The organism is Bacillus sp. B28 (genome assembly GCF_029536185.1).
Lineage (GTDB): Bacteria > Bacillota > Bacilli > Bacillales > Bacillaceae > Bacillus > Bacillus halotolerans.
This window is the reverse complement of record NZ_CP120511.1, coordinates 2252062-2273047: the sequence shown is the minus strand read 5'-3', so window position 1 is coordinate 2273047 and position 20986 is coordinate 2252062. Positions and strand designations below refer to the sequence as shown.

The 20986-nt window shown below is 42.9% G+C and carries 25 protein-coding genes, 1 pseudogene and 1 riboswitch; of the genes and pseudogenes, 18 read left to right on the top strand and 8 right to left on the bottom strand.

The features are described 5' to 3' along the window. The first annotated feature begins 35 nt into the window (after window positions 1-35). A riboswitch (purine riboswitch) is annotated at window positions 36-135 on the top strand. 91 nt (window positions 136-226) lie between these two features. The 9 genes from xpt (at window position 227) to P3L57_RS10980 (ending at window position 9254) form a co-directional block, all read left to right on the top strand. Next, complete coding sequence (gene xpt / locus P3L57_RS11020; RefSeq protein ID WP_069487329.1) at window positions 227-811, top strand: xanthine phosphoribosyltransferase; 585 nt, start codon at window positions 227-229, stop codon at window positions 809-811. Beyond that, complete coding sequence (gene pbuX, locus P3L57_RS11015) at window positions 808-2124, top strand: xanthine permease PbuX (RefSeq protein WP_069487330.1); 1317 nt, start codon at window positions 808-810, stop codon at window positions 2122-2124. Before xpt ends, pbuX begins: the two co-directional genes overlap by 4 nt. Window positions 2125-2196: 72 nt before the next feature. Next, entirely contained in the window at window positions 2197-3294 is a 1098-nt protein-coding gene (locus P3L57_RS11010) for a type III polyketide synthase (protein ID WP_059336601.1), read from the top strand. Window positions 3295-3297: 3 nt separating this feature from the next. Next, entirely contained in the window at window positions 3298-3804 is a 507-nt protein-coding gene (locus tag P3L57_RS11005; RefSeq protein WP_059336600.1) for an isoprenylcysteine carboxyl methyltransferase family protein, read from the top strand. 70 nt (window positions 3805-3874) lie between these two features. Continuing rightward, entirely contained in the window at window positions 3875-3964 is a 90-nt protein-coding gene (fbpC, locus tag P3L57_RS11000) for a Fur-regulated basic protein FbpC (protein ID WP_100069434.1), read from the top strand. Between the two features lie 179 nt (window positions 3965-4143). Further along, on the top strand, window positions 4144-7725 hold the full coding sequence (gene dynA / locus P3L57_RS10995; protein ID WP_069487331.1) for a dynamin GTPase: 3582 nt from the start codon (window positions 4144-4146) through the stop codon (window positions 7723-7725). Window positions 7726-7789: 64 nt separating this feature from the next. Beyond that, window positions 7790-8047 carry a YpbS family protein gene (locus P3L57_RS10990; RefSeq protein ID WP_044155446.1) on the top strand — a complete coding sequence of 86 codons (258 nt, stop codon included), beginning with the start codon at window positions 7790-7792 and terminating at the stop codon, window positions 8045-8047. A gap of 74 nt (window positions 8048-8121) precedes the next feature. Then, window positions 8122-8268: a hypothetical protein gene (locus tag P3L57_RS10985; protein ID WP_003230761.1), complete on the top strand. Its 147-nt coding sequence runs from the start codon at window positions 8122-8124 to the stop codon at window positions 8266-8268. A gap of 98 nt (window positions 8269-8366) precedes the next feature. Further along, the gene (locus P3L57_RS10980; RefSeq protein ID WP_069487332.1) at window positions 8367-9254 is read left to right on the top strand and encodes a 5'-3' exonuclease; all 888 of its coding nucleotides are present in this window, start codon (window positions 8367-8369) and stop codon (window positions 9252-9254) included. A gap of 8 nt (window positions 9255-9262) precedes the next feature. Here the strand turns inward: P3L57_RS10980 and sspL are convergent, their stop codons facing one another. From sspL to P3L57_RS10965, 3 genes are read right to left on the bottom strand one after another with little or no spacing between them, the layout of a single operon-like run. Continuing rightward, window positions 9263-9391, bottom strand: coding sequence for a small, acid-soluble spore protein L (sspL, locus tag P3L57_RS10975; protein ID WP_010334670.1), 129 nt, complete (start codon window positions 9389-9391; stop codon window positions 9263-9265). 41 nt (window positions 9392-9432) lie between these two features. Then, window positions 9433-9831, bottom strand: a complete 399-nt coding sequence (locus P3L57_RS10970; protein WP_024121805.1) for a reverse transcriptase-like protein — start codon at window positions 9829-9831, stop codon at window positions 9433-9435. Further along, on the bottom strand, window positions 9831-10520 hold the full coding sequence (locus P3L57_RS10965) for a queuosine precursor transporter (RefSeq protein ID WP_024121804.1): 690 nt from the start codon (window positions 10518-10520) through the stop codon (window positions 9831-9833). The genes P3L57_RS10970 and P3L57_RS10965 overlap by 1 nt, the downstream gene beginning before the upstream one ends. A gap of 82 nt (window positions 10521-10602) precedes the next feature. Between P3L57_RS10965 and P3L57_RS10960 the strand changes: the two genes are divergently transcribed. Both P3L57_RS10960 and P3L57_RS10955 read left to right on the top strand, forming a co-directional pair. After that, window positions 10603-11283, top strand: coding sequence for a ribonuclease H family protein (locus P3L57_RS10960; RefSeq protein WP_059293837.1), 681 nt, complete (start codon window positions 10603-10605; stop codon window positions 11281-11283). Further along, complete coding sequence (locus P3L57_RS10955; RefSeq protein WP_024121802.1) at window positions 11276-11458, top strand: zinc-finger domain-containing protein; 183 nt, start codon at window positions 11276-11278, stop codon at window positions 11456-11458. Before P3L57_RS10960 ends, P3L57_RS10955 begins: the two co-directional genes overlap by 8 nt. A 26-nt stretch (window positions 11459-11484) precedes the next feature. Here the strand turns inward: P3L57_RS10955 and P3L57_RS10950 are convergent, their stop codons facing one another. Further along, window positions 11485-11754, bottom strand: coding sequence for a DUF2564 family protein (locus P3L57_RS10950; protein ID WP_059352467.1), 270 nt, complete (start codon window positions 11752-11754; stop codon window positions 11485-11487). Between the two features lie 156 nt (window positions 11755-11910). Between P3L57_RS10950 and degR the strand changes: the two genes are divergently transcribed. Then, window positions 11911-12093, top strand: a complete 183-nt coding sequence (gene degR / locus P3L57_RS10945; RefSeq protein ID WP_010334663.1) for a transcriptional regulator DegR — start codon at window positions 11911-11913, stop codon at window positions 12091-12093. 43 nt (window positions 12094-12136) lie between these two features. Here the strand turns inward: degR and cspD are convergent, their stop codons facing one another. The 4 genes and pseudogenes from cspD to metA form a co-directional block, all read right to left on the bottom strand. Next, window positions 12137-12337, bottom strand: a complete 201-nt coding sequence (gene cspD, locus P3L57_RS10940) for a cold-shock protein CspD (RefSeq protein WP_003230776.1) — start codon at window positions 12335-12337, stop codon at window positions 12137-12139. Between the two features lie 15 nt (window positions 12338-12352). Beyond that, a pseudogene (locus P3L57_RS10935) lies at window positions 12353-12480 on the bottom strand (hypothetical protein). 102 nt (window positions 12481-12582) lie between these two features. Then, window positions 12583-13731, bottom strand: coding sequence for a diglucosyl diacylglycerol synthase (locus tag P3L57_RS10930; RefSeq protein WP_044155455.1), 1149 nt, complete (start codon window positions 13729-13731; stop codon window positions 12583-12585). A 230-nt stretch (window positions 13732-13961) separates the two neighbouring features. After that, the gene (gene metA, locus P3L57_RS10925; protein ID WP_044155457.1) at window positions 13962-14867 is read right to left on the bottom strand and encodes a homoserine O-acetyltransferase MetA; all 906 of its coding nucleotides are present in this window, start codon (window positions 14865-14867) and stop codon (window positions 13962-13964) included. A gap of 352 nt (window positions 14868-15219) precedes the next feature. On the opposite strand from metA, the gene P3L57_RS10920 reads away from it, so the two are divergent. The 6 genes from P3L57_RS10920 (at window position 15220) to P3L57_RS10895 (ending at window position 20849) form a co-directional block, all read left to right on the top strand. Beyond that, window positions 15220-15702 carry a glutathione peroxidase gene (locus tag P3L57_RS10920; protein WP_059336597.1) on the top strand — a complete coding sequence of 161 codons (483 nt, stop codon included), beginning with the start codon at window positions 15220-15222 and terminating at the stop codon, window positions 15700-15702. 17 nt (window positions 15703-15719) lie between these two features. After that, a complete protein-coding gene (locus P3L57_RS10915; protein WP_069487333.1) occupies window positions 15720-16325 on the top strand; it encodes an HD domain-containing protein in 606 nt (201 codons plus the stop codon). 59 nt (window positions 16326-16384) lie between these two features. Further along, the gene (locus tag P3L57_RS10910) at window positions 16385-17515 is read left to right on the top strand and encodes a conserved virulence factor C family protein (protein ID WP_069487334.1); all 1131 of its coding nucleotides are present in this window, start codon (window positions 16385-16387) and stop codon (window positions 17513-17515) included. Between the two features lie 292 nt (window positions 17516-17807). Then, entirely contained in the window at window positions 17808-19484 is a 1677-nt protein-coding gene (ilvD, locus tag P3L57_RS10905; RefSeq protein WP_059293734.1) for a dihydroxy-acid dehydratase, read from the top strand. Between the two features lie 105 nt (window positions 19485-19589). Beyond that, the gene (gene brxA, locus P3L57_RS10900; protein ID WP_024121794.1) at window positions 19590-20024 is read left to right on the top strand and encodes a bacilliredoxin BrxA; all 435 of its coding nucleotides are present in this window, start codon (window positions 19590-19592) and stop codon (window positions 20022-20024) included. A 39-nt stretch (window positions 20025-20063) separates the two neighbouring features. Beyond that, window positions 20064-20849: a class I SAM-dependent methyltransferase gene (locus P3L57_RS10895; RefSeq protein WP_044155464.1), complete on the top strand. Its 786-nt coding sequence runs from the start codon at window positions 20064-20066 to the stop codon at window positions 20847-20849. Window positions 20850-20986: the final 137 nt, after the last annotated feature.

Below are 20986 nucleotides of genomic sequence, written 5' to 3'. Positions count from 1 at the left end.
GTCTATACAAGACCTTAGAATCTTGATATAATTTGTAACAATATAATAGGAACACTCATATAATCGCGTGGATATGGCACGCAAGTTTCTACCGGGCACCGTAAATGTCCGACTATGAGTGAGCAATGAGACCGGACGTATACGGTTTTTTGTTATTTCAGCATTGCTTGCTCTTTGTTTTGAGCGGGTAATGCTTTTTTTATTATCTAAACGGAGGTATGACAGGATGGAAGCACTGAAACGAAAAATAGAGGAAGAGGGCGTCGTTTTATCAGATCAGGTATTGAAAGTGGATGCTTTTTTAAATCATCAAATTGATCCGCTGCTCATGAAGCAAATCGGTGACGAGTTTGCCGCCAGATTTGAAAAAGACGGAGTAACAAAAATTGTTACAATCGAATCATCCGGAATTGCTCCGGCCGTAATGGCTGGTTTACAAATGGGTGTGCCAGTCGTATTCGCGAGAAAACATAAGTCTTTAACGCTCACTGACAATTTGCTGACATCGTCTGTTTATTCCTTTACGAAGCAAACAGAAAGCCAAATCGCAGTATCAGGAAATCATCTGTCAGATCAGGATCGCGTTTTGATTATTGATGACTTTTTGGCAAATGGACAAGCCGCACTTGGGCTGGTATCGATCGTACAGCAAGCTGGAGCTTCTGTCGCGGGACTTGGAATTGTCATTGAAAAATCGTTTCAGCCGGGAAGAGAAGAACTTGTGAAGCTTGGCTATCGGGTGGAATCTTTGGCAAGAATTGAATCTTTAGAAAAAGGAAAAGTATCCTTTGTACAGGAGGTTCGTTCATGAAAAACGGATTCGGCAAAACGCTGTCACTGGGGATCCAGCATGTACTCGCCATGTACGCCGGCGCCATTGTCGTTCCCCTGATTGTGGGGAAGGCGATGGGGCTGACGGCGGAGCAGCTGACCTACTTGGTGTCGATTGATATTTTTATGTGCGGTGTTGCTACACTTCTCCAAGTTTGGAGCAATCGGTTTTTCGGCATCGGTCTTCCAGTTGTGCTTGGCTGCACATTTACCGCTGTGTCACCAATGATTGCGATAGGCTCCGAATATGGGGTTTCCGCTGTTTATGGAAGTATTATCTCTTCAGGTATTCTTGTGATTCTCATTTCTTTTTTCTTTGGAAAGCTCGTTTCGTTTTTTCCGCCTGTTGTTACAGGTTCTGTCGTTACCATCATTGGCATTACGCTTATGCCGGTGGCCATGAATAATATAGCCGGCGGGGAAGGCAGTCCAGACTTCGGTGATCTTTCTAATCTCGCTCTCGCTTTTATCGTTTTGAGCATCATCGTGCTTCTCTACCGCTTTACAACAGGATTTATCAAGTCCATCTCCATTTTGATCGGTATTTTGATCGGAACAATTATTGCGTATTTTATGGGGAAAGTTCAGTTTGATCATGTTTCAGACGCTGCCATTGTGCAGATGATTCAGCCGTTTTATTTCGGCACACCGTCTTTTCATGCGGCCCCTATCATTACAATGTCCATCGTTGCCATCGTCAGCCTTGTGGAGTCAACGGGCGTTTACTTTGCTTTAGGCGATCTGACCAACCGCCGTCTGTCAGAAAAGGACTTATCCAGAGGATATCGTGCAGAAGGACTGGCTGTTTTGCTGGGCGGTATATTTAATGCATTTCCTTACACTGCATTTTCTCAAAACGTCGGTCTTGTCCAGCTGACAGGAATCAAGAAAAATACAGTGATTGTGGCGACAGGCGTGCTTCTAATGGCTTTTGGCCTGTTTCCCAAAATTGCTGCTTTTACGACAATCATTCCATCTGCCGTGTTAGGCGGAGCGATGGTGGCCATGTTTGGAATGGTCATTGCTTATGGCATCAAAATGCTCAGCCGAATTGATTTTGCAAAGCAGGAAAATCTGCTGATCGTTGCCTGCTCAGTGGGGCTTGGGCTCGGTGTGACAGTTGTGCCGGACATATTTAAACAGCTTCCAAGTGCCTTAACGCTTCTTACAACAAATGGCATTGTTGCCGGCAGCTTTACAGCTGTTGTCTTGAATGTGATATATAATATGTTTTCGAAAACTGAAAAAACTGAACAGAAAGCTGATATCAATCAGCAAAAAACAGCAGTGTAAACTCCGCTTCGGCGGAGTTTTTTGCATATAAAAAAGAAAGTTGCGGCACAATGTATGCTAAGAGGTGATCATATGGCGTTTGTTTTGTCGATCGGGACAAGTCTTCCTGAGAATGATGTGGATCAAGAAAAGGCGGAGGAGTTTGCCAGATATATGTTTCAGCATTCCTTTAAAGATATAGAACGGCTGTTAACCTCCTTTAAAAACGGGCAAATTGAATCGAGACAATTTGTGAGACCGATTGAATGGTATAAAGAAGGGCACAGCTTCGAAGAAAAAAATCAAATTTATATAGAGGAAACACTCAGGCATAGCGTCAGTGCTGTTCAAACGTGTCTCGCAAATGCAGCTTATCTTCAAGAACCCATTCCTTATGAAAAAGTGGATGCTGTTTTTTTCGTCTCCAGCACGGGCCTTTCCACACCAAGCATTGAGGCGCGGCTGATGAATGAACTCCCGTTTTCTCCTTATACAAAGCGAATTCCGCTTTGGGGACTTGGCTGTGCAGGAGGGGCGAGCGGACTTGCGCGCGCTGCTGAGTACTGTAAAGCGTATCCGGAGGCTTTTGTTCTTGTCATTGCTGCTGAGCTGTGCAGTCTGACATTTCAGCCTGAAGATAAAACGAAAAGCAATTTGATCGGCACCTCACTTTTTGGCGACGGCATTGCAGCGGCATTATTATGCGGGGAGAAGGCTGACCGCCGGCTGACAAAGCTGCAGCTTTTGCCGAATATATCGGATTCGCAATCTGTATTGATGAAACAATCTGAAGATGTTATGGGCTGGGACTTTACCGATCATGGTTTCAAAGTCATTTTTTCAAGGGATATTCCGACTTTAGTTGAAAAATGGCTGAAGACAAATGTCCAGGCTTTTTTGAATGGACATCAGCTTTCATTCAGTGATATTACGGTCTTTCTGGCTCATCCAGGCGGAAAAAAAGTCATTGATGCATACATTAAATGTCTTGAACTGTCACCTGAGCAGCTTGCGTCTTCGCAAACTATCCTTAAAAAACACGGAAATATGTCATCAGCCACAATTCTGTATGTAATCGACCACCATCTGCAGAGCGGAAGCAAAAATGAAGCAGAACGGGGGCTGATCGGTGCATTGGGGCCGGGATTTTCATCAGAATTGTTGCTGTTCAGCTGGGAAAAGGGGGCGTAACTCATGTTTTGGATGCTAATCACTGTGCTCACTGCTCAAAGAGCAGCGGAAATGGCTGTGGCGAGACGAAACGAACAAAAGGTGAAAAAACAAGGGGCGATAGAATGCGGAGAGGGACATTATCCGTATATCATCACCATGCACATTCTTTTTTTTCTGTCTTTAATTGCCGAAGTACTGCTGCTGCACAAACAGCCTTCAAACTGGTGGTCAGGCATAGCAGCGGCTATATTGGCAGTACAGGCGATTCGATATTGGGCGCTTTGTTCCTTGGGGGCATACTGGAATACAAAAATTCTTGTTGTTCCGGGTGTTGAACTTGTCAAAAAAGGGCCTTACAAATGGCTGAAGCACCCAAACTATACGGTTGTTGTATTAGAAATCATCCTGATTCCGCTCTTGTATCAAGCGTACTTTACCATGTGTCTGTTTTCACTTTTAAATGCCGTTATGCTGTCTGTCAGAATACGTGCAGAGGAGCAAGCATTACGAGAGTATACAGCAAAATAGAGATTGAATATCATTCTCATCCATGTTAGAATGAACTTGAAAAAGATTCTCAATCAGGATGGTGAAGCAAATGACAATGCTGTTTTTGCTTGGGGCAGTTTGTACATATAGTGTATTAATTGGTTTTGTATTGAAAGGAATCTCTAATAAATCTGTTTGAAGAATCTGGAACTTATAAAAAAGTTGCAGATTTTCTTTTATAGAAGCTGCCGTCTTCGGCAGCTTTTTTTCTATTCTCTTAAAGAAATTTGGGTCATTCTTGTGTAAAATGGAAGTGGGATTTATTCAGATCTTTCAAAAAAGATTCATAATTGAAACGGCACAAAGGGGTTCAGACTTATGACAGAACGCAGCAGACAAGAACTTTTGTACAAAACTGGGGCACTTTATGAACAATTGATTGAGAACCAGGATGAAAAAAGGGCGGCTAAACTGGCTTCAGTTGTTAAAAAAGCCGCAGATGAAGAAATTTATATCGCGTTTACAGGGCATTATTCAGCGGGGAAATCGTCATTGCTGAACTGCCTGTTAATGGAGAATATTCTGCCGACAAGTCCAATTCCGACCAGCGCTAACCTTGTTGTGATCAGAAACGGAGAAACGCGAGTTCGTCTTCATACAACAGACGGAGCGTGTGCGGAGCTGGAGGGTGCCTATCATAAGGACAAGGTGCAGCAATATTGCAAGGATGGGGAGCAGATTGAAACCGTAGAAATTTTTGACCGGTATACTGAAATCGAACCAGGAGTTGCGTATATTGATACCCCCGGGATTGACTCAACAGATGAGGCTCATTTTTTATCGGCGGCATCTATTCTTCACCAGGCAGATGCGCTGTTTTACGTCGTTCATTATAACCATGTCCACTCTGAGGAAAATGTACTGTTTCTTAGGTCAATCAAAGACAGCATTCCGAATGTCTATTTTATCGTTAATCAAATTGACAGACATGATGAGACCGAGACACGCTTTGAAGATTACAAAGCGCAAGTGGAGGAGATGCTTTGCCAAGAAGGCATTCCGAAGGATGCACTCTTTTTTACGTCGGTGACGGAACCGAATCACCCATTCAATCAAATCGGTATCCTGCGAAAAGAGTTAAAAAGAATCGAACAGCAGTCAAAAAGAAATTTGCATTCCATTACTGAACAAAAAGTACAGAATTTACTGAGAGAGCACACAGAGATGCTCATGAAAGAGGATACGGACAGCCCAAGTTCCGGAGAACAGCTTGAAAAGCAAGCACGGCTGGTGGATTCCCTGCAGCTTCAATCAACCGAAGCAGCAAATAAACCGATTAAGGCAGAAAGCACGATGCAGGAGGAAGTCAATCGAATTTTAAGAAACGCTAATTTGACGCCTTTTGAAATGCGTGAACTGGCAGCGGCTTACTTAGAATCACGTGAGCCCTCTTTTAAGACCGGTTTTTTCTTTTCTAAAGCAAAGACTGCACAGGAAAGAGAAAAAAGGAGAAATGAGTTTTTCTCTGATGTGAAAAAAAGAACGGAAGCTGAAGCGGATTGGCATATCATAGATATTTTGCATAAACTCGCCAAGGGATTTGGTATTCAATCAGCTGAAAGTGAAAAGCTGATCCAGGCTTATCGCACGCCGCTTCATATTGATATCATTGAACGCGCAGTCAAGCAAGGTGCAGCATTTTCTTCTGAATATGTCTTGCAATATACAAAAGATTTGGCAGAGCTGATCCGTAAAGAGGCGAAAGCTGAAGCGTCAGACATCATCAAAACGCTTACCGCCACGGTAAAAGAGAGTACTTCTCTAGTACAGGAATCGATCAATGGCCGGCTCGCGCAGGAATCGGAAAAGCTGGCCGGTCTTCAGGAACAGGCCAGTCATGAACAACATGCCCGTGAGAAAGCTGACCGGATGTGGGCGATCTGGGAAGAGAAGTCTGCAAGCCCAATAAACATAGATCCGGACTGGTTTAGAACGAAGAAAAAGAAGGTCGAGGCTCCAGAACAGAAACAAAGCCAGGCACAGCATACAAAGCAGCAGACGCTACAAACAGAAGTGAAAAGCGGGAAAGAGCTCCCGCTTCAAGAGCAGATAAAACGCTTTTACACACTGTCTGATCTATTGGGCGGATATCGTATGCTGTCCAAACAAACCTTAGCTTTTCGTGAAAGGATTAAAAGGCTGGAAGACCGAAAATTTACACTTGCTCTATTTGGCGGATTCAGTTCAGGAAAATCTTCATTTGCCAATGCGCTGGTTGGTGAAAGAGTGCTGCCGTCATCACCGACACCGACAACAGCAACGATTAACAAAATAACGAAACCGGTAAACGGCAAATCCCACAAAACAGCGGATGTCATGTTTAAGACGGAGGATGACATAACGGCTGAAATCATGCAGCTCACAGGAATGCAAGAGGAACCACAAGGACGGTCATTTGCGGAAAAATGGAAAAAGGCAATCAAAAAAGAGCGTCTGCAAGAAGAACAAATCAACATGATCAGTCATTTCCTGCTTGCATATGAAAAATATCAGCAATATATTCAGGCCCAAAAGATATTAACCATTCCGCTCTCCGAATTAAAACCGTATGTAGCTGAGGAGACAACGGCTTGTGCTGTAAAGGAAGTGACCGTTTATTATAAAAGCCCGCTGACTGAAAAAGGGATTACGATCGTTGATACACCTGGAGCCAGCAGTCTGAATAAACGGCATACAGAACTTGCGTTTCAATATATCAAGGATGCCGATGCGTTTTTTTACATGACCTACTATCAGCATTCTTTCTCGAAAGGAGACCGCTCTTTTTTACGGAAGCTGGGACTCGTGAAAGAATCGCTCAGCATGGATAAAATGTTTTTTGTCATTAATGCCGCTGATCTTGCGAAAGATAAAGCAGAGCTCGAAACGGTCACGGATTATGTCAGATCAGAGCTTTTAAAAGAAGGAATACATGGTCCGCAGCTCTTTTACGTGTCAAGTAAAGAAGAGCTCTTAGGAAAACCGGAAACGTATCATAATCAGTTCTCAAAAGTAAAAGCACATTTAGACCAGTTTATTGAGGTCGATGTAAAGAAAGCGGCTGCGGCACAGCTTAGCTCAGAAGCAGACAAACTATGTGAGACGGTCGTACAGCTTCATCAATCTCAGCATCAGTCCAAAGAAGAAAAGGAAGCGCAAAAACAGCGCCTTCTGTTATCGTTTGAGCGGGCAGCTGCTGATATTAAGGAACGCCGCAATTCAGAAACCATTATTGAGAAAGTAAAAAAGGATACAAGGGAGCAGCTTTATCATATTACACAGCGTTTGTCCTTTTTTGCGAATGATTTGTTAAAATCAGCGTTTCATCCGGGTCTTCAAAATGGAGATTGGAAAAAGAATATCAGTGCGGCGATGAAAAGCGCATTACATGATTATCAATTTGAATATATTCAGGAGATCAAAACGCTCGACATTCGAATGAGCGGTTTCATCGAACGGCATATCACTGAAGAGTGGCTGGAAAGCTGTCAAAAAACATTGGAAGAAGACGGATATTTCTCCATTTATGCGGATGATCAGCTTTCTAACAGCATACAGCTCAAAGAAGTTGAACCTGAAATCGATGAACGTGCCTTTGAACAGGAGCAAAAACAAATCAAATCTCCGAAGCAGTTTTTTGAACAGAAAGGAAAAGCAGGCTTCATTGAAGCAGTGCGGACGAAGCTTATGAAAATAACGGAGGCCTGGATTAAAAGTGAAGAAGAAAGCCTTATATCTCATTATGCTGAATATGTCAGACACCAGCAGTATGGAATGGCGGAAAAAGCATTGGCGCAAATAGAGGGCCAAAGAGATACGTATGTAAAAGGATACGCAGAAGGGGAACATGTGAAAGAAATAGAAGATGCATATCAAGCATGTATTTCTTGGCAGAGAACAGGCGATACAATCAAAATGTAAAAATTCAGTTGGCTTGCATTTCAAGTCATGATAGACTAAATAGAAAAAGCGAGATGAACGATTGATGTCAGAGGTACATAAAGCAATTTCTGCACATTCTGCAAAACAGCACGAGCATATTAAAACATTTATGCAGCTTGAACACCTTCGTGAAATGGCGATTGAAGAAGCTGTTGCTAAATGCAAAAACGATGAGCCATTTTCAACAGATGCCATTAATGAAATTACAGAAAAGATGAATCAGCTGGCCAAAAAAGGTATCGTACCGACTAGACGTCTGGTATCAAAAGAAATGGTCAAAGAATACGTCAGCCGCACATAAGCTGGATGATCCTGCCTCGAGTGCAAATTCTCCGTTACGCGCATACTATATGTATCCGACGTAAGGGGGGATTTATGTTGGGCAGAACAAAGCTGGGTAACAGAAATGCACAGGCCAATAACAATGCCAAAAAGAAAAACGGGTTTCAAACCCATTTTGACTCTTACGCAGGACGCGAAGCTGAAAAGCTGATTGCCAGCAATAAAAGACACAACGATTAATGTAACCGCAAAACAGTATCTCTATACAGAGATGCTGTTTTTTATTTTCGCGGCACTTATGGTAAAATAGATCGACTGATAGAAAAAGGAGTTATCATATGAAAAATAAATTATTGCTTGTTGACGGCATGGCTTTATTATTCAGGGCATTTTTCGCCACAGCCGTGCATCGCAACTTTATGATAAATGACAGCGGGGTTCCGACAAACGGCGTTAACGGATTTTTGAAGCATTTAATCACAGCCGTGGAAACATTTCAGCCTACACATGTTGTATGCTGCTGGGACATGGGGAGCAAAACGTACCGGAATGATCTGTTTCAGGATTATAAGGCGAACCGAAGCCAGCCGCCGGTTGAGCTGATCCCGCAATTTGATCTGGCAAAGGAAGCGGCCGCTGAACTTGGCATCATGAATATTGGCCTTGCCGGGTACGAAGCGGATGATTGTATTGGAACACTTGCAGCTTTGTTTTCTGAAGAAACCGATATTACGATCGTAACAGGCGACAGGGATTTACTTCAGCTGTTAACGGACGAAGTAAGCGTTGCGCTGCTTCAAAAAGGAATCGGCAATTATAAAATGTATACAAAAGATGTATTTTACGAAGAAACAGGTGTCCTTCCCAAGGCTTTAATTGACATCAAAGCGCTGATGGGCGATTCCAGTGATAATTATCCCGGAGTAAAAGGCATTGGAGAAAAAACCGCGTATAAACTGATCCGTGAATACGAAACAATTGACCGCTTGCTGGAGAATCTGTCTCTTCTTCCAAAGGGACAGCAGGGGAAAATTCAGCAAGGTTTAAGCGACCTGGAAATTTCGAGGAAGCTTGCTGAGATTAACTGCTCTGTGCCGTTAGCCTGTACGCTGACAGAAGCCGTTTTTACATTGAAAATGGAGCAGGCGGCTGTCATGCTTCGCCGCCATCAGATCAAAGGAATAGAGCGTATGCTTGAAAAACTGAACGCTAGAGAGATCGTGTAAGATCTTCTCTAGCGTTTTGTATTGCTTTTTTTAGCTCTTTCCTCAAGCTCTGTTTTAGGGTCATTATGCGTATTTCCTTCTAAATCGCCTTGCGGGGAAACACCGCCGGTCAGCCGGCCCTTATCTTTCTTTTTCATGTTTGTTCACCTCATCAATAGGATGAACCATTCAGCTTGATTTAATTCTTATCATTCATCCGAATCGCTTCTTTTGCCAGCTGGTCGGCTTTTTGGTTTTGCTTTCCCGGAATCCATTTGATGAAAAAAAGAGGGAATGCCATTTTTAATCGGATGATTTCTTCGACAAATGACTGAAACGCTTTATTTTTCACGATTTCAAGATCGGCTGCGCGTTCCACGATATCCGAGTCAGTTCGAAAGGAGACCGATTGATACCCGCGCGCTGCACACAGTTTCATGCCTTCAATTAACGCCAGAAATTCCGCTTCCTGATTGGTATGCATTCCAATTGGAATCGAGAAAGATTCTGCTTTTCCTTCATGTTTGATAAAAATGCCGATGCCTGAAGGCCCTGGATTACCGGCGCTCGCTCCGTCAACATATATTTCAGTAGGCATCATGTACTCCTTTCGTCACTCGGAATCATTTTTTTCGCCGCATAAGCATATGGCAGCGAAATCAGAGATACCGCAAACTTAATCAAATATGTAGAAATAAAAATATGAAGCCAAACATCCGCCGGATATGTGCCGAAAAAAGCGACTCCGGTAAAAATGAATGTATCAAACAGCTGGCTGACTGCTGTACTGCCGCCGTTTCTCAGCCATAGAAGCCGATCGGAAGGAAATATCCTTCTAATTGCCGAATATACATAAACATCCAGTGTTTGGCTGAAGATAAAGGCAAGCAGACTTCCCAAAGCAACTCTAGGAAGAAAACCGAAAATCGTTTCCAGTGCTGTTTGTGAAATATCGCTCGAAGCGGGTTCGAAAAGCAGAACGCCCTGCATAACAAAAGTCAGTGTCAGGAGAGTCGAAAACCCGAGCCATACAGCTTTTCTCGCTTCAGCTGGCCCATATTTTTCATTCAGCACATCTGTAGCAAAAAAGATTGTGCCGTACATCACATTCCCGAGCGTTGCTGTTAAGCCAAACAGTTCAACCGTTTTGACGACTTGAAGGTTGGCACAGACTGTTGCAAAGCCGATCCACACAAATAAACCCATTTTGCCAAATCCTTTATAAAATAAAAGAACAATGATAAAATGAATGATCGCAAAAAAGATCCAAAAAGAGTTATTAAACAAAATGAAGAAGCTTCCTTTCCGGGTTAAGAATGGTTTGATTATAGCACAAGCCCGGCAACTAATGAATGGTAAGGTGATTATATTGAATCTCAGACCGCACATGAAAATAGAAGCAAAAGGGACAGGGCCTGTCTCGTTTTTGGGCGAAAACTGGCTGACTGTTCAGGAAGCGCGTATGCTCGCGAGGGAACTCGGCCGTTTTCCTTATATGAAAGAACTTGAATTCGAAGATGAGAAGGGCGGCATCTGGACGCTGAAGGAATTAGAAAAGCTGACTGAGGAGCTTGCGCATGAACCCGATGACATTACCGTTTATTTTGACGGCAGTTTCGATAAGGAAAGTCAGCTGGCCGGGCTTGGAATCGTCGTTTATTATACATTGGGAGGGACGCGCCACCGTTTAAGAAAAAATAAAAGCTTCCGCCTGAAAACCAATAACGAAGCTGAATATGCCGCTCTTTATGAAGCAATAAGAGAAGTAAGAGAGCTCGGAGCTAGCAGAAATTCAATCACGATCAGAGGGGACTCTCTTGTTGTGCTGAATCAGCTTGACGGCAGCTGGCCTTGCTATGATCCCTCCCATAATGAATGGCTTGATAAAATTGAAGCGCTACTAGAATCATTAAAGCTGAGTCCGACATACGAAACGATACAGCGCAAAGAAAATCAGGAAGCTGACGGCCTCGCAAAAAAAATCCTATCTCATCAATTCGTAGAAAGCCACATGAAATTAGACTGTAACGGAGATGACAATATTGGATAAGAAAGCTATATATAAGGAACTGACAGAACTGCAAGATGAATATTGCAAAGACTGTTTTATTAAGAAGCAGTTTCGCAAGGAGTTTGGCAAAACATATGCACATTCATTTTGTATCAATAAATGTACAGTGGGTGAAAAGCTTAAATCATATGGAGATGTCTTAACCAAGCACTAAAAAATAAAACCGCAGAAGCTGCGGTTTTATTTTTGAAATTCATCCAGCTGATGCTGACAGGCATCTAACAGCTGCTGTTGCTGCTGTATAAATTCAGGATCATCAAGAGCTGCCAGTTCTTGAGACAGTGAAAGCTCTCTGGCGTCCTCGATGGCTTGGTATGCGGAATTGAGTAATGTTGAGCTTCGGCCTCTTGTGGCGGCGCCGGTCGTTTTCTGCGCTGTTTCCACCGCTAGCTCCAGCTGCCGTTTATCGGTAAATCCAGTCTGATCCTCTTCATGAAATTCTGAGTTCACAAAAAAACACCTCCGCAACTATTTTGCAGAGTTTTTTAAAATTTATGTGCCAAAATAGAAAATAAAATAAAAAATAAGCCGATATAACTATTGAACCTGAATGAGTAGGTCTGTTTTACTATTTGAGGTATCTTGGTAGAGAAGGGGAGCGCAGCTATGGATGATAAAGACTTAAAATCGATCCTTCACAAAACATTTATAGAAATATACAATGATTTAGAAGAACTTGCGGATATTGCGAAAAAAGGAAAGCCGTCAATGGAAAAGCATATTGAAGAGATTGAGCAGAGGTGCAAACAAAACATTTTAGCAATCGAAATTCAGATGAAAATCAAATAGGAGAGGCATTTGCCTCTCCTCTATTTGTCAACTTATATTGAGTTTAGAGTTTTACAACATTAGAAGCTTGAGGTCCACGATTACCTTCGACAATTTCAAAAGAAACTTCTTGTCCTTCTTCTAATGATTTGTATCCATCTCCTTCGATAGCTGTGAAGTGAACAAATACATCGTCTCCGCCTTCAACTTCAATGAAGCCGAAGCCTTTTTCGTTGTTGAACCATTTTACTTTACCGTTTTGCATATTGCTTAATTCCTCCTAGTACTGTAGCACCCATGTGCTAAAAAAAATTTTGTATCATTTAACTTCGTTTCGTTGTTAAATGATGGTTCAACTATACACCATCTGGCAGCACGCGTCAAGTTGCGAAACTGCTTATTTTTCAAAAAAAGGGCACATTTCTCAAAAAAATGTAACCGCTTTTACGAAAAGGTGAATGCAAATAAAAAGAGCACACGATTTTTCGTGTGCTCCTGCAAGAACATCAGTTAAGAAAGCGCCTTGGCTTTTTGTTTGGTCGTCATCATTTCTGATTCCTTCAAAATATCCTCCAAAATCACTTCAGAGGAGTGTGCCAAATGAAGACTCTTAATATTTTTCTTCATTCGCTGTAAGGTATCTTCATCTGAAAGAAGGGAGGTGACAGACTCGAGAATCTCTTCATGCCGGTTCACGACAATGGCAGCTCCGCGGTCCTCAAAGAAATTTGCATTTTCTTTTTCTTGTCCGGGTACTGGTTTGTACAGAATGACAGGCACACCGATAGCAGTGGCTTCTGTCAAAGTAATGCCGCCTGGTTTTGTAATCATGCAATCTGTGACCCGGAAGAGCTCGTCAATTCGCTCTACATAGCCGAGAACCTTTAAGTTATCGCCGTTTTCTGCTTCAAGTATGCTCAAGGATTCTTTTAAAGCCGTATTTTTTCCGCATACGACCACCACTTGCACCTGATCATCCATAACAAGGTTTTCGCACAGCTCTTTTACGTTCTTTAATACACCGTGTGCGCCAGCCATGATGAGCAGCACTTTTTTGTCAGGCGAAAGATCGTACTTTTTATAAATCGGCTCAACCGGCAGAGATTCTTCAAATTGAGGCCTGATCGGAATTCCCGTAATTTTCACGTTGCTGGGATGGGTCCCGATCTCAATCAGTTTTTCCTTCACATAATCTGTTGCTACATAATATTTATCCACATTTTCGTGAACCCAAATTTTATGAAGGCAAAAATCAGTCATAACGTTGAAGGTAGGAATAACTCTTCCTGTTCTCCGTCTGTATTCGGGTACGACGATCATCGGAAATGTATTAATAATGATGTCGGGCTGATGTTCATCAACAAGTTCGCCCAATCGTTTATTTCCCATTTTAAAGTAAATATTAAATTTACGTTTATTATAGATTTTGTCAACTCCGTAATAAAACAAACGATAAAACTGTTTTCCGATTGAGAAGCTTTTTAAATAAAGGTACTGAGTTACCTCTGAAACAATCGGATTTGACTCTTGATACAAATTAGAAACTGTTACATGCTGAAAGCCGAGACGTACACATTGTTCATAAAGCGTTTTGGCTACCTGTACATGTCCATTTCCGTAATTTGCAGTCAAAATTAATACTCTTTTATTGGTATTCAAGTAAATTCACCTCAATGTAATCAACAACAAGCAAGCTTCATGCATCGTAAGGAGTTATTGTCTATACATAAACATAACACAAATACATAATCGAATTATTAATGCAGTGAAAAAATTAAACTAATTTTAAAAGATTCGGATTCCAGTATTTTTAATTTTTGTTATACGCATACTGAATCAGATGTATTTTATCATATTTTTTGCTCAGCGTATCACTTTAAAAAGAAAAATTAGTCCCATTCATAAGGAGTTTCTTGGTAAACATAATAATTAAGCCAGTTCATAAACAATAATGTCGCATGTGCTTTCCAGCGATTGACAGGTTCTTTGCTGTCTTCTGCGAAATAATGTTTCGGCGCCTCGACAGTCGAAAGGTTTCGTTCCAGATCTCTTTCATACTCTTGAAGCAACGTATTTGTATCATATTCAGGGTGTCCTGTTAAAAAGACTTGTTTTTCGTCTTTTGACACAATTAAGCAAACCCCAGCTTCCTTTGATGCAGTAAGAATGTTTAACTCGGGCGCTGCTTGCAGTTGTTCCATATTTATATCTGTATGCCGGGAATGCGGCACGTAGTATAGCTCGTCAAAACCTCTTACCAATCTTTCGTGCTTGGAAAGAACAGTATGTTCAAACACACCAAAGATTTTTTTCGGCATTTCAGTTTTTTCCACGCCATAATGATAATACAAACCTGCCTGAGCACCCCAGCAAATATGCAAGGTTGACGTGACATTCGTTTTGCTCCATTCCATAATCTCTTTGAGCTCTTCCCAATAAGAAACATCTTCAAACGCCAAATGCTCGATCGGCGCACCGGTGATGATCATGCCGTCAAATTTCTTATGACGGATATTGGAGAATGTCGTATAAAACTCATCAAGGTGTTCCCTTGCTGTATTTTTCGGTGTATGAGTGCTTGGGATTAAAAATGTAAAATGAACCTGCAAAGGCGAATTCCCAAGCAGTCTGAGCAGCTGAGTTTCCGTTTGGATTTTTTTCGGCATTAAATTTAAAATAATAATTTTCTGCGGCCGGATATCCTGATGAAATGCTCTGCTTTCATCCATTACAAAGATATGTTCACTCTCAAGCACCTGTTTTGCCGGCAGGTGTGTAGGTATATTAATAGGCAACGTGCCACCTCCATCATTTCCCCGTTAATTTTCTTCATTATAGGAATTTTCCCGCCAATTTTCAATCTATCTATAAGGGTTTGAAGGGGAGCAGCAGAAAATACTATATAATAAACGCAAACATATGACTTTTGGTTTCACTGTAATGAGTTTTCCAGGTGTCATGCAATATATAGAATAATAGCTCCTTCTCAAGAGATGTTTCTGTCCATAAACAAATGATCGATGAGGGAAGAACATCCGTTAAACACGATGTCTGTACAATTGATAAACCTAGAGCTTCCGTTTTGTTTTGAAACAGGAAAAAAGGTAAAATAATCACAGCACTCAGGTTCATTAGGAGGGAATTTCAATGTCTATATACAATATGAGGGTACGCACCATTACAGGCAAAGACATGACACTTCAGCCATTTGCCGGAAAGGTGTTGATCATTGTTAACACAGCCAGTAAATGCGGTTTTACTCCTCAATTTAAGCAGCTTCAGGAGTTGTATGATACATACCAGCCGGAGGGCCTGGAGATTTTAGGGTTCCCCTGCAATCAATTTATGAATCAGGAGCCTGACGACGAGGAAGACATACAGGAATTTTGCGAAACAAATTACGGCGTTACGTTTCCCATGTTTTCAAAAGTCGAGGTGAACGGAAAAAATGCCCACCCGCTTTTTGCGTTTTTGACAGACAATGCGAAAGGCATGCTTGGAACAAAGGCGATCAAATGGAATTTCACTAAATTTGTAGTGGACAGAAACGGAGAAATAGCCGGCCGCTATTCACCAAACACAAATCCGAAAGAGCTGGAAGACGTTATTACGAAGTTATTAGGACAATAAAGAGGGATCGAAAACTGATGCAGACAGAGCAAATCAGGACATGGGTCAAATCTGTTCTGAGCGGGGAAAGCACGGGTCATGATTGGCTTCATGTGTCAAGAGTTGCAGAGCTTGCTTTATATATTGGAAAAAAGGAAAATGCGGATTTGTTCGTCGTTGAAGCGGCAGCCTTGGTTCATGATTTGATTGATGTGAAGCTGCCTGACGCCATCAGGCTTTCAGTCAGTGAGGTGGACGAACGGCTTGTTTCTTTAGGAGCCGGAAAAGATGAGGCTGAAAGAATTATTCACATTATTACTAGAATGTCCTTTCGGGACAGGGAAAAGCTCGGAAAAGAACCGCTTTCACTTGAGGGGAAAATCGTACAGGATGCTGACAGGCTGGATGCAATCGGCGCAGTTGGTATAGCACGGACGTTTATGTTTGCGGGAGCAAAGGGACATAGCCTTTATGGAAATGATAAGAGTGCATATGCCCACTTTTTCAGCAAGCTGCTGCTCCTAAAAGATATGATGAATACAGATACCGCAAGAGAAATGGCCGACGAGAGGCATAAATTTATGCTTCATTTTGTCAGTCAATTAGGAAAAGAAATTCCCGGAATTGATATTGAAACATCGTAATAGAAGGCGCGGGGCGACTATGTTAGAATAAGTCACAGATAGGCTATAGGAGGACAATCATGAAGATAAAATCAATTGAACCGACGCCAAGTCCGAATACAATGAAGGTCATCTTAACGGAAGAGCTTCCGGCGGGCAAAAGCAATAATTATAAACCGGATCAGGCAGAAGGCGCCCCGCCTGTTGTCGTGGAAATCCTAAATATTGAAGGAGTTAAAGGGGTATATCACGTTGCCGACTTTCTTGCGGTTGAACGGAACGCCAGATATGACTGGAAAGACATTTTACCGCAAGTCCGGACGGCGTTTGGAATGGAGAGCGCTGAGAGTGCAGAAAACCGCTCGGATCAGGAGTCATTTGGAGAAGTGAAAGTTTTTGTACAGATGTTCAGCGGAATTCCTATGCAAGTCAAATTGACAGATGGCGAGCGTGAAGAGCGGTTAGGGCTTCCTGACCGTTTTCAGCAGGCGATCTTAAAACTCAGATCTGAAGCGTCAAATGTTGTGTTTGAACGTGCTTGGAAAGAACAAGGCGTCAGATTCGGCGATTTTACTGAAATCGGCCATGACGTGACAGAAGAGCTTCAGGCCGCTTACAGTGATGAAAGGCTGAAACGGCTAACGGAAGCAGCGGCCCAAGGTAAAGGTGAAACGAAACAAACGGCACAGCGCAAAACCTATAAAGTAACGCTTGACATGCTGGATGATGAGGACTGGAAGCAGCGGTACGCACACTTGGAGCAGATGGATCCGAAAGAAGAGGACATCCCCGTTTTGCAAAAAGCATTGGATGATCCGAAGGTGTCCATCAGAAGACAGGCTGTTGTGTATTTGGGAATGATTGAATCACCTGATGTTCTTCCTCTATTGTATAAGGCGCTTGAGGATAAGTCTGTATCGGTGAGAAGGACGGCTGGAGACTGCCTTTCTGATATCGGCGACCCTCAAGCCATCCCTGCGATGATAAAATCGTTAAGCGACTCAAGCAAGCTGGTCCGCTGGCGCGCCGCTATGTTCCTTTACGAAGTCGGTGATGAAAGCGCGATAGAAGCTTTGCGGGCTGCTGAAGATGATCCGGAATTCGAAGTCAGCCTTCAAGTGAAAATGGCGCTGGAACGAATCGAACATGGGGAAGAGGCAAAAGGTTCAGTCTGGAAACAAATGACAGAGAGCAGAAAAAAAGGCGAATAAAAAAGAAGATGAAGGTGCAGATCGTGCACCTTTTTTGTTTGAATTCACTTTTTATAAAAATTATTTCGAATATTGTTGAAAAATAGTCAAAAACTATATATAGTAAGTAACAATATTAATAGTTGGAGGGTTCACATCGACATAAAGCTATATAAATATAAAAACATGAATCAAACAACCGAGGAAAGGGCGGCCTGAAATCATGCGATTTAGAAAAAACGGCCCACAAATAAACTGAAAATTGTTAAAATAAAATTCAATCTAACAATTGAGACTATTTAGGAGGATCACCATGGCAGAATTACGCAGTAACATGATCACACAAGGAATCGATAGAGCACCGCACCGCAGCTTGCTTCGCGCAGCAGGTGTGAAAGAAGAGGATTTTGGCAAACCGTTTATTGCGGTTTGTAACTCATATATTGATATCGTTCCCGGTCATGTTCACTTGCAGGAGTTTGGAAAAATCGTAAAAGAAGCAATCAGAGAAGCCGGAGGCGTACCGTTTGAATTTAATACAATCGGTGTAGATGACGGAATAGCAATGGGGCATATCGGAATGAGATATTCGCTCCCGAGCCGTGAGATCATCGCGGACTCAGTGGAAACTGTGGTATCAGCGCACTGGTTTGACGGAATGGTTTGTATTCCGAACTGTGATAAAATCACGCCGGGAATGCTTATGGCGGCTATGCGCATCAACATTCCGACCATTTTTGTCAGCGGAGGACCGATGGCGGCAGGAAGAACAAGCGACGGCCGCAAAATCTCTCTTTCTTCAGTATTTGAGGGAGTCGGTGCTTATCAAGCTGGAAAAATCGGCGAAAGCGAACTTCAAGAATTAGAACAGTTCGGCTGCCCGACATGCGGATCTTGCTCGGGAATGTTTACAGCAAACTCAATGAACTGTCTGTCAGAAGCGCTTGGATTGGCTTTGCCAGGTAATGGAACCATTCTTGCGACATCACCGGAACGAAAAGAGTTTGTCAGAAAATCAGCTGCGCAATTAATGGAAACCATTCGCAAAGACATCAAACCGAGAGATATCGTTACAGTAAAAGCGATTGATAACGCGTTTGCGCTTGATATGGCGCTCGGCGGTTCAACAAATACTGTACTTCATACGCTTGCCCTTGCAAATGAAGCTGGCGTTGAATACTCTTTAGAACGCATCAATGAAGTCGCAGAGCGCGTGCCGCATTTGGCCAAGCTGGCGCCTGCATCTGATGTATTTATTGAAGATCTTCATGAAGCGGGCGGTGTGTCTGCAGCATTGAATGAGCTTTCTAAAAAAGAAGGAGCACTTCATTTGGACGCGCTGACAGTTACAGGTCAGACGCTTGGAGAAACCATTGCCGGACATGAAGTGAAGGATTATAACGTGATTCATCCGTTAGATCAGCCATTCACTGAAAAGGGCGGTCTTGCCGTATTATTCGGAAATCTGGCTCCGGACGGCGCTATCATCAAAACCGGCGGCGTACAGAACGGAATTACGAGACACGAAGGGCCCGCTGTCGTGTTCGACTCTCAGGATGAGGCGCTAGACGGCATTATCAACCGGAAAGTAAAAGAAGGCGATGTCGTCATCATTCGTTACGAAGGGCCAAAGGGCGGGCCGGGTATGCCTGAAATGCTTGCACCTACATCACAGATTGTCGGAATGGGGCTTGGTCCGAAAGTAGCGCTGATTACAGACGGGCGTTTTTCCGGAGCATCACGAGGCCTTTCAATCGGACACGTATCACCAGAGGCAGCAGAAGGCGGACCGCTTGCCTTTGTTGAAAACGGCGATCATATCATCGTTGATATTGAAAAACGCATCCTAGACGTTCAAGTGCCGGAAGAAGAATGGGAAAAACGAAAAGCGAATTGGAAAGGCTTTGAGCCAAAAGTGAAAACCGGCTATTTAGCCCGTTATTCTAAACTCGTGACAAGTGCCAATACGGGCGGTATCATGAAAATCTAGACATCAGGATCACATTCTCTTATTTTAAGACGTGAACATTTGAAATCCGGCTCTCTCTATAGTATCCTTTACTTCAGATGAAGGATAATAGAGGGGGCTTTTTTTATGTCAATGGCTTATGAAGAATATATGCGCCAGCTTGTCGTTCCGATGCGCCGCGAGCTGACTGGGGCCGGTTTTGAAGAATTAACAACGGCAGAAGAAGTGGAGAATTTTATGGAAAAGGCAGAGGGCACAACTCTCGTAGTCGTTAACTCTGTTTGCGGCTGTGCGGCTGGTCTTGCGCGTCCTGCGGCAACTCAGGCAGTCCTGCAGAACGACAAAACACCTGACAATACGGTGACAGTATTTGCGGGCCAAGATAAAGAAGCCACTGCGAAAATGCGGGAGTATTTTACAGGCCAGGAGCCTTCTTCACCGTCAATGGCTCTTTTGAAAGGCAAAGAAGTCGTGCATTTTATTCCGCGCCATGAGATTGAAGGGCACGAAATGGAAGAAATCATGAAAAACTTAACTGACGCCTTTGATGCACACTGCTAAATGCCCGTTTTCCGGGCATTTTCTTTTGGAGTATAGATCATGATTACAACAAGCTATAGACCGTCTGACCACACGATAAAGATCGCAAAAATGCTTTCGGAAGAGTTGGGTATACAATATTGCGACCGAAATAAACAAACTGTTGAAAATATGCTGAAGTCAGCTGAGCGTGATTTGCTCGTGATTGGAAAAGAGCGGTTCGAACTTTATACAAAACAAGGCGGTAAATTCTTTTTTCATCCGAATACAGCGATGTTCAGAGCTAAACGGTTTATGCGCGGCGAGCAAGAGCCAATGCTTCGGGCAGCCGGCTTAACGGCCGGAGATTCTTTTTTGGATTGCACGCTCGGTCTGGCTTCCGACGCTATTATTGCAAGTATGGCGGTTGGCGAAACCGGGTCGGTGATCGGGCTGGAAAAAAACAAGCTTGTGTCCGTTCTGGTGAATACGGGGCTCCATTCATGGGAAACCGGTATAGAACAGCTTCAAGCTGCCATGAGAAGAATACAAGTGAATCATGCGGATTGCTTTGACTATCTAAAGCGGCTGCCTGACAAATCAGTAGATGTCATTTATTTTGATCCGATGTTTCATGAGCCTGTAGAGTCGTCTGATGGCATCGCGCCATTACGAGAGCTGGCTGAGGATTCTGCATTGGCCGACGGCTGCATCAAAGAAGCGGTGCGGGCAGCCAGAAAAAGCGTGGTACTCAAAGACCATTGGAAAAGCCCGCGCTTTAACCAATTTGGTTTTAACGTATTGAAAAGAAAAACAGCGCTTTTTCACTACGGTGTTATTCAAATCGCAAGCGAAACAAGCCCGTGAAGAACCTCACGGGCTTGTTTCTAATCGGTGACTTCCATGACGACAAAGTATAATAATGTTAAAAGTGAAACCGTTGCAAACAAAGCGTCAATCATGCGGAAGGCCTCCTTTCATATTATATTGTAAGCGTTTTTACA

What these genes read in the sequence shown, in the direction of transcription:
- xpt (WP_069487329.1), top strand. Translation starts at nt 227, where the DNA reads ATGGAAGCACTGAAACGAAAAATAGAGGAAGAGGGCGTCGTTTTATCA.
- pbuX (WP_069487330.1), top strand. Translation starts at nt 808, where the DNA reads ATGAAAAACGGATTCGGCAAAACGCTGTCACTGGGGATCCAGCATGTA.
- P3L57_RS11010 (WP_059336601.1), top strand. Translation starts at nt 2,197, where the DNA reads ATGGCGTTTGTTTTGTCGATCGGGACAAGTCTTCCTGAGAATGATGTG.
- P3L57_RS11005 (WP_059336600.1), top strand. Translation starts at nt 3,298, where the DNA reads ATGTTTTGGATGCTAATCACTGTGCTCACTGCTCAAAGAGCAGCGGAA.
- fbpC (WP_100069434.1), top strand. Translation starts at nt 3,875, where the DNA reads ATGACAATGCTGTTTTTGCTTGGGGCAGTTTGTACATATAGTGTATTA.
- dynA (WP_069487331.1), top strand. Translation starts at nt 4,144, where the DNA reads ATGACAGAACGCAGCAGACAAGAACTTTTGTACAAAACTGGGGCACTT.
- P3L57_RS10990 (WP_044155446.1), top strand. Translation starts at nt 7,790, where the DNA reads ATGTCAGAGGTACATAAAGCAATTTCTGCACATTCTGCAAAACAGCAC.
- P3L57_RS10985 (WP_003230761.1), top strand. Translation starts at nt 8,122, where the DNA reads ATGTTGGGCAGAACAAAGCTGGGTAACAGAAATGCACAGGCCAATAAC.
- P3L57_RS10980 (WP_069487332.1), top strand. Translation starts at nt 8,367, where the DNA reads ATGAAAAATAAATTATTGCTTGTTGACGGCATGGCTTTATTATTCAGG.
- sspL (WP_010334670.1), bottom strand. Translation starts at nt 9,391, where the DNA reads ATGAAAAAGAAAGATAAGGGCCGGCTGACCGGCGGTGTTTCCCCGCAA.
- P3L57_RS10970 (WP_024121805.1), bottom strand. Translation starts at nt 9,831, where the DNA reads ATGCCTACTGAAATATATGTTGACGGAGCGAGCGCCGGTAATCCAGGG.
- degR (WP_010334663.1), top strand. Translation starts at nt 11,911, where the DNA reads ATGGATGATAAAGACTTAAAATCGATCCTTCACAAAACATTTATAGAA.
- cspD (WP_003230776.1), bottom strand. Translation starts at nt 12,337, where the DNA reads ATGCAAAACGGTAAAGTAAAATGGTTCAACAACGAAAAAGGCTTCGGC.
- P3L57_RS10920 (WP_059336597.1), top strand. Translation starts at nt 15,220, where the DNA reads ATGTCTATATACAATATGAGGGTACGCACCATTACAGGCAAAGACATG.
- P3L57_RS10915 (WP_069487333.1), top strand. Translation starts at nt 15,720, where the DNA reads ATGCAGACAGAGCAAATCAGGACATGGGTCAAATCTGTTCTGAGCGGG.
- P3L57_RS10910 (WP_069487334.1), top strand. Translation starts at nt 16,385, where the DNA reads ATGAAGATAAAATCAATTGAACCGACGCCAAGTCCGAATACAATGAAG.
- ilvD (WP_059293734.1), top strand. Translation starts at nt 17,808, where the DNA reads ATGGCAGAATTACGCAGTAACATGATCACACAAGGAATCGATAGAGCA.
- brxA (WP_024121794.1), top strand. Translation starts at nt 19,590, where the DNA reads ATGTCAATGGCTTATGAAGAATATATGCGCCAGCTTGTCGTTCCGATG.
- P3L57_RS10895 (WP_044155464.1), top strand. Translation starts at nt 20,064, where the DNA reads ATGATTACAACAAGCTATAGACCGTCTGACCACACGATAAAGATCGCA.